Below are 6477 nucleotides of genomic sequence, written 5' to 3'. Positions count from 1 at the left end.
AGCCCCAACAGGGCTTGGCGTTTGGCGCGTCTAGCAGGGATAAGGGCCCAGATTGGTTACAAAAAGAAGCCTGGCTCTTACGGCGGCAGCCCTGCGGTCGTGGCCGACAACACCTTGAACCGAGAGTTTGATGTCGACGCTCCGGACCAGTTCTGGGTCACAGATATCACCTACATCCGCACCCACGAGGGCTTCGTTTATCTCGCAGTTGTCATCGATCTATTTTCTAGGCGTGTTGTTGGGTGGTCCATGCAGGGTCGGACCTATACGGATCTGCCGTTGCAAGCCCTTCTGATGGCCGTCTGGCGCCGCAAACCGAAGACCAAAGTCCAAGTGCATTCCGACCAAGGCTCACAGTTCACCAGCTATGAGTGGCAGGAGTTCCTCGAACAGCACAATCTGACGCAAAGCATGAGCCGACGTGGCAACTGCTGGGACAACGCCGTCGCCGAAAGCTTCTTCAACCTGCTCAAACGCGAACGCATCCGCCGAAGAAAGTATAAAACCCGCAAAGAAGCCCGCCAGGATGTGTTCGACTACATCGAGTTCTTCTACAACCCGCAGCGCAAACACGTTAGGAACGGAATGCTGTCGCCGATCGCATTCGAGCAGCAGCAAAAACTGAAGCTGCAAGGTGTCTAGGAAACTCGGGGCTATTCAGTTCGAGGACCTGTTTGCTGGTAAGCTGCACGCCGCCTTGGACAGGCAGCATCCCCGGGATCTCTACGACGTCACGCTCCTTTATGAAAACGAGGGCCTGACACCGGGCCTGTTCCACACCTTCCTGATCTATGTTGCCAGTTCTCCGCGCCCGGTGCACGAGTTGCTCGATCCCAACCTGATCGACCTCGCGCAACCCTATGCGCGGGAGTTCGAAGGCATGACCCGGACACCCGTCCCGCTCGATTCACTGCTGGCGACGCGCCTGAGGTTGGTCGCCGATCTGCGGGCGCGGCTCGATGACAAGGCCAAGCGGTTCCTCCTGTCGCTGCAGGACGGAGCGCCTGACTATGCCGCGATCGACCGCTCCCAGGCCGCTGACCTGCCGGCCGTCAAGTGGAAACTCCTCAATCTGACCAAGTTGAAGCGCGACAACCCCGAAAAACATGCCGCGCAGCGTGCCGCCTTGCTGAAGCTCTGGGGCTGAGCCATGCCCCTCCCTGCAAAGGAGGGGCACTCATCCCCTCAGTCGATGGCTTTGAAAATCTCGCCGGCCTCGGGATGATCCCCGGCGAAGGCGTAAAGCCGCAAATAGGCCTCGACGAGCTGGTCGGACTCGTGCCGGAACGACAGATGCGAAAGGGCAAACAGGGTTGTGATCAGGCCCGCTGCTTCCGCCGAGACCACGCCTTGGTAACCGTTCGTCTCGCAAGTGATGCGGAAGCGTTTTTCAGTCGCGGGTGAGAGGAACAGCGGCCGCCCCGCCAATTCATGGAAATTCCACATGCCCCCGGTGTAGTCCTGCGGTGAGAGCCAGGACATGAATTGGAAGACGGCGCGCTCGCCCACCAGCATGAGATTGCGGCCGAAGAGACCGGGAAAGAACTCCATGCGGCGTTCTTCGGGGACGAGGGTGGCGGGCATAGCGGCGTTGGTAGTCAGCTTCATCGGATTTCCTCCGGTTTTGAGGTGAAGGACGCACGTCGACAGCTTTCTCGACCCGCCTGCACGTCCCCCGAACTCCACCCCCCTCGGCCTCTCGGGATGCCGCCGCCCAGAGCTGCGGGGGTTGGCTTTCGGCAACGGTTGGGCGAGGCTAGCCCCCTGCCCTGCCGCGCCAGCCGATGAAACTCGAAGGCCCGTCATAGGCGGCATGGCGGGTTTCATCGATGACAAAGCCGAAGGGACCGATCTTGTAGTCCTTGGACGGGACAAGGAAGCGGCGTTCCTCGGCCCGTTGGTCGCGCCGCCCGCCCCGCGTGGCGGCGACCTCGGTGAAACCGGGATGGTGGTCCGAATAGATCGCCGAGATCACGACCCAATCGTCGGCGTGCTGACGGGCAAACGCCTCGGCGTCGCGGGCGCGGGACTCGCCCGGTTGCAATACCCGTCCGTGGATCGCCTCCCAAGCATCCGGCCAGCTGTGGCGCAGGGTTTCATCGGCCTGTCGCCGCTCGAGGCCAGTGAAGAGATCGGGCCAGGCCGTTGCAACGGCAGCCCAGGCGGCATCCTCTTCGTAGTTTCCACCCGCGTCCCGCAGCAGGGGGTGGACCTTGGCATTGCGTTCTGCCGACAGGTGGAACCCGCCATGACCGGAGGTCGAGTGGAACACCACGCCTTCGCCATAGCGGACAGCGCCCTGCGACGGACCCCAGGGCGTGCTGGCGTGGGCGCGGAATTCCTGCCGACCGAGTGCGGCTTTCTCGGCCTGATGTACCGCCTGTTCCTCGACGAAGGCGCGAAACGCAGCCTCATCGGCGATGTCGCCGCCATGGCCATAGAAGTCGGAGCGCGTCCATTCGGCGAAGGGCTTTGAGAGCCGCCAGCCGCTGCCGAGGAAATACCCGCCCTCCCGCTTGGGGACCATGGCATATGCGGCATTGCTGATCCGGGCGACGGTCAGGCCATCGGCGCTCTGGCCGAATTCCGGGATGGGAAGGGACGCTTGGACGCTTTTCGGGGCGGTGGTGCTCATTGGGTCAGCGCCTCCACCGCATCGATGTCTTCGCCATTCAGGGCGGCGGTCAGCCATTCATGGGTGCTGATCCAGCCAATCGTGGTGCGCGCACCAAGGTCGATGACATGGGCACCGCCGCTAAAGGCTTCCAACCTCGGACGCGAACAAGTCAGGGCGTAGTCGAAACCCCAGAGTCCGATCAGGTTGATCTCGGCAGCAAGGCGCAGCACAAAACCAATGACCTGTTCGATATCGCCATGCTCGTCGTCCCGGATCCAAAGCATGCTGCTGTCGGGCCCGTCTTGGATGGACAGATCGAAGCCGGATACCTGAGGCTCGTCGGCCTCCTGATCCTCCGCGCGGAGCTGTTGGAACAATGCGACGGCGAGGACCGCATTGCTGGGTTTGCCGACATCAAGCAGGCATGAAAAGTGGGTGAAATAGTCAGCCATATGGATCTCCAGATGTGAATGCGCCCAGCCGTGGGGGCTGGGCGAGAGATGCGGGTGAGGTGTGGGCGGAGTGCGCGCAAGACCGTCAGTCGATTGATGTGTCAGGCCGTGCCGGACGGTCTGCATCTCGGCGAACCGCGTGCTGGCGTAGCATGTCTCTGTAGAAGCGCTTGCGCGCCTCCCGAAAGCTGCGAACCGCCAGCGTATCGGGGTGAAGCGCCCGGATTGCCGCACGGACGACGGCGCAATCTGTCGCTGTCGGTGGCAAGTTAAGCCAAAGATAGGAGGCATCGGACATGTCAGGCGACCTCCACAACTGGTGGCACCATATGCGGATCGACCAGAGGCTCGATCTTCTCGGTTCGACCCATCCACGGCTCGGGTCGAATGGCTTTCACCCAATCTGCAAAGCTCGGGATGAAGCCGAGGTCTTCGCGGACGTGCTGCTCGCCCACCCAGCGGGTCGGGATGATACGCCCAGTGGACAGGGTATTTGTCGGTCCGAAGATCGCCGCAGATTGCCAGACCCCTTGGGCGTGATGGCGCAAAGCGCGATGTCGAAAATCAGCAATCTGTTCCTTGCTCTGGTCGTACCAAGAGTGGATTTCGATATAGTCGTCGACCGTGCCGCCCCATCTTTTCACCGAAGACAGGGCGTGATGATAGGGATGTGCCATTTTCCCCTCCGTCAGAAATCATGGGTGAAGAGTTCAGACGAGGTAAACCGCTCGTTGAACTCCAGATGGATGCAGCGCGCCGCGGCGTCGAAGCAGAACTCGCCGTAAGCGCCGTCGTTGTTCTCCCAGCCGCCGTGGGCATCGGACAGAAAATCATAGGCCAGTTGCTCCACGACGTCCTCAAGCGAGAGGTTGCGCATTTCCGCCTCGGGATTGTCCCAAGTCAGCGCCGCATAGGGGATCACAACAACTGGGAAGTCGACGGCCTTGTCGCCCGCTCTCGCATCGATACTTTCGATCTGGCCGCTGTCACCTGCGCCATCGAAACTCACGATGACATAAGTAATGCCCGCAGCCGTCAGGGCGTCAAAGAGCCGGTCCTTGTTGCCCGGCCGCAGCGCTTCGATCCGGGCCATGCGTTCGCCGTGAGCGGCGAAGATCGCTCCCATGTCGATGGTGGACGGCGGCATCGGCGCCGGGAGGGTGGGTTCAGCTTGGGTCATCAGGAAAATCTCCGGAAATGAGGAAAGGGTCGGAGCCTGCGGGGCGATCTCTCTCACCCCGCAAAGCGCGCAAAAACCCCCTGCCCTCCTCTGTCTCTCGGGCGTCACGCCGCAACCTGCAGGGCGCGGGCGGTGAACGCGCGCCAGAGCGGGTCGACGAGACGCGCATCCAGAAGATCGGCGCGATGGTGCAACCGGAGCGTCAGATCGGGCTCCCTCCAGTCGGCGGCGCGGCCTGCCTGCGCGCGAAGCTGGCTCGCCTCGGTCACGACGGCCCGAGCCTCGACCGAGCTGCTCACCGGATGACACCAGGCGACGGCCCCGGCGTGGGCTGCACCGGCGAGGACAAGGCGATCCTCACGGTCAAGGATCGCCAGCAGCTGCGGGGCGGCGTCCGAGGCAATACCGTCAGCATGGCCGATAGCCCCAAGCATGGCCTCAGCAAGCGTTGGAAAACGGCCGATAACGGAGGGGCCAGCCTGACCCGACATCAGCGCGGCGGGCTCGCGGTTCGACAGCGTCAGCGCGAAGGGCAGGTTGGCATCAGCCGCAACGAATGGCGTTCCAGAAACTGGGCCGGTCGTGCGCGTGGCCGGCTGGATTGGTGTGGGAAAGTCGAACATGAGCAAAAATCTCCAACGGCGCAGGAAGCCTCTCTCCCCGCCTCATCCGTCAAAGACCCCACCGCCCCCCTCTGCCTCGAAGGGGACGGCGGCTAATGATCAGGGCGCGGTTTCAAATCTTGCCGAGGCCCCGCAGGCTCAGCTCCGTGCCGGCACCGACAATGATGTGGTCATGCAAGGTCAGGCCGAGATATTTGCAGCCCTTCTGGATTTCCTTGGTCATCGTCAGATCAGCCTCCGATGGGGTCGGATCGCCTGAGGGGTGGTTATGGATCAAGATTAAAGCGCTGGCGTTCAGAATCAGCGCCCGCTTGATCACCTCGCGCGGGTAGACCGGGACGTGATCCACAGTACCGACCGACAGAAGCTCGTCCGCGATGATCCGGTTCTTGCGGTCGAGGTAGAGGACGTGGAATCGCTCAACCGGCCCGCGCACGGCCATTGCACAATAGTCCAGCACCGCCTGCCAGCTGCTGATGACAGGATTCTGGCTGAGATAGCGGCCGAGGATATCGCGGGCCTCTAGTATGATCGTTTCTTCCTGGGGGGTCATGAGAACCTCGCTGAATTGCGCACGCCGAGGGCCCCTGCCCCATTTGGGGCGCGGCCATCGGTGGATATGAAGGAAAAGCCAGCGACCGCCGCAGATGCAGGCGGTCGCCGTGATGTGGACTGGCGTCAGCCGACCCGGTCGAGGAGCTTTTTCGCGCGCCCTTCCATATCGAGCCGGGCATCCTGCTGCGTCTTGTCCCGCGCCAGTCTCGCGATTCCCTGCACAAAATCAAATATGCTCTCGGGAGGCCTCCCTTCTTCCTGGAGAACCTTCTCGATGATCTTGCCGGACTCGGCCTTTGAGAAGCCGCGCTTGCGCAGAAAATCATCCCGGTCCTCATCCGTCCGCGCCACGATCTGCTGTCGCGCCGCTTTGATACCGTTCACGAAGCCTTGCGGCGAAGAGTTGGCGAACCGCGTCAGCGCTGGTGCGGCTTCATGGGCAAAACGGGAAGCTGCGTATTTCGAGTGGCGGATCTTGATCTCCTGGAAATCTTCGACACCCCAGAGGTTGCGGTTCTGACACACGGCGCGCAGATAGAAGCTGGCGATGCCAAGAGTCTTGGCACCGACCTCGGAATTCCAGCAGTAAAAACCCCGGAAGTAGAGATCGGGAGAGCCATCGGGCAGGCGGCCCGCCTCGATAGGGTTATGATCGTCAACCAGAAACAGGAAGACATCCCGGTCCGAGGCATAGAGCGTAGTGGTGTCGCGGCTGATCTCGACATCCGGGTTATAGACCCCGGTCGACCAGTCGAGCACCCCTGGAACCTTCCAGCGCGTGTCACCCGTACCATTGCCGGCAATGCGCTGCACCGCTTCAACCAATTCAAAATCATGTATCCGGCCGTTATCCTGACACTGCGTACCTGTCTCACAACCGTCACTGATCGGCGACACACTTGGCCTGATCATTTCCCCCGAAGTCTCTATTGCGCCGGGGCGGGATTTTTGCGGGGAGGGGCTCGAGCCCCTCCCCGCAAAAATTTCGCTGCTGATTGGAGGTCCCTTGCCACAGCTTTGCTTCACCGATCTCTCCTCTGTTTCCAGAAC

General features: G+C 61.8%; 8 protein-coding genes and 2 pseudogenes. 2 read left to right on the top strand and 8 right to left on the bottom strand.

Annotated elements, in window-relative coordinates:
• A partial coding sequence (locus AKV04_RS04890; RefSeq protein ID WP_054005354.1) for an IS3 family transposase occupies positions 1 to 642 on the top strand: 642 nt, incomplete at its 5' end.
• A 13-nt stretch (positions 643 to 655) separates the two neighbouring features.
• Positions 656 to 1147 (top strand): annotated as a pseudogene (locus AKV04_RS04885) (nucleotidyl transferase AbiEii/AbiGii toxin family protein); the annotation flags it as partial.
• Positions 1148 to 1185: 38 nt separating this feature from the next.
• Here the strand turns inward: AKV04_RS04885 and AKV04_RS04880 are convergent.
• The 8 genes and pseudogenes from AKV04_RS04880 to AKV04_RS04845 form a co-directional block, all read right to left on the bottom strand.
• Positions 1186 to 1608, bottom strand: coding sequence for an antirestriction protein (locus AKV04_RS04880; RefSeq protein WP_054005353.1), 423 nt, complete (start codon positions 1606 to 1608; stop codon positions 1186 to 1188).
• Positions 1609 to 1756: 148 nt separating this feature from the next.
• The gene (locus AKV04_RS04875) at positions 1757 to 2635 is read right to left on the bottom strand and encodes a DUF7007 domain-containing protein (protein ID WP_054005352.1); all 879 of its coding nucleotides are present in this window, start codon (positions 2633 to 2635) and stop codon (positions 1757 to 1759) included.
• On the bottom strand, positions 2632 to 3069 hold the full coding sequence (locus AKV04_RS04870) for a hypothetical protein (protein WP_054005351.1): 438 nt from the start codon (positions 3067 to 3069) through the stop codon (positions 2632 to 2634). The genes AKV04_RS04875 and AKV04_RS04870 overlap by 4 nt, the downstream gene beginning before the upstream one ends.
• Before the next feature lie 299 nt (positions 3070 to 3368).
• Positions 3369 to 3746, bottom strand: a complete 378-nt coding sequence (locus AKV04_RS04865; RefSeq protein WP_054005350.1) for a DUF6915 family protein — start codon at positions 3744 to 3746, stop codon at positions 3369 to 3371.
• An 11-nt stretch (positions 3747 to 3757) separates the two neighbouring features.
• On the bottom strand, positions 3758 to 4249 hold the full coding sequence (locus AKV04_RS04860; RefSeq protein WP_054005349.1) for a DUF6878 family protein: 492 nt from the start codon (positions 4247 to 4249) through the stop codon (positions 3758 to 3760).
• A gap of 104 nt (positions 4250 to 4353) precedes the next feature.
• Complete coding sequence (locus AKV04_RS04855) at positions 4354 to 4872, bottom strand: hypothetical protein (protein ID WP_054005348.1); 519 nt, start codon at positions 4870 to 4872, stop codon at positions 4354 to 4356.
• Positions 4873 to 4984: 112 nt separating this feature from the next.
• The gene (locus AKV04_RS04850) at positions 4985 to 5425 is read right to left on the bottom strand and encodes a JAB domain-containing protein (protein WP_054005347.1); all 441 of its coding nucleotides are present in this window, start codon (positions 5423 to 5425) and stop codon (positions 4985 to 4987) included.
• 125 nt (positions 5426 to 5550) lie between these two features.
• Positions 5551 to 6477 (bottom strand): annotated as a pseudogene (locus AKV04_RS04845) (hypothetical protein); the annotation flags it as partial.

It is taken from the genome of Cypionkella psychrotolerans (genome assembly GCF_001294535.1).
Classification (GTDB): domain Bacteria; phylum Pseudomonadota; class Alphaproteobacteria; order Rhodobacterales; family Rhodobacteraceae; genus Cypionkella; species Cypionkella psychrotolerans.
Note: the sequence above shows the minus strand (reverse complement) of the source record. Positions and strands in the feature narration are given on the sequence as shown.

Bases quoted from the DNA above. Each gene is read 5' to 3' on its own strand.
- AKV04_RS04880 (WP_054005353.1), bottom strand. From the start codon at position 1,608: ATGAAGCTGACTACCAACGCCGCTATGCCCGCCACCCTCGTCCCCGAA.
- AKV04_RS04875 (WP_054005352.1), bottom strand. From the start codon at position 2,635: ATGAGCACCACCGCCCCGAAAAGCGTCCAAGCGTCCCTTCCCATCCCG.
- AKV04_RS04870 (WP_054005351.1), bottom strand. From the start codon at position 3,069: ATGGCTGACTATTTCACCCACTTTTCATGCCTGCTTGATGTCGGCAAA.
- AKV04_RS04865 (WP_054005350.1), bottom strand. From the start codon at position 3,746: ATGGCACATCCCTATCATCACGCCCTGTCTTCGGTGAAAAGATGGGGC.
- AKV04_RS04860 (WP_054005349.1), bottom strand. From the start codon at position 4,249: ATGACCCAAGCTGAACCCACCCTCCCGGCGCCGATGCCGCCGTCCACC.
- AKV04_RS04855 (WP_054005348.1), bottom strand. From the start codon at position 4,872: ATGTTCGACTTTCCCACACCAATCCAGCCGGCCACGCGCACGACCGGC.
- AKV04_RS04850 (WP_054005347.1), bottom strand. From the start codon at position 5,425: ATGACCCCCCAGGAAGAAACGATCATACTAGAGGCCCGCGATATCCTC.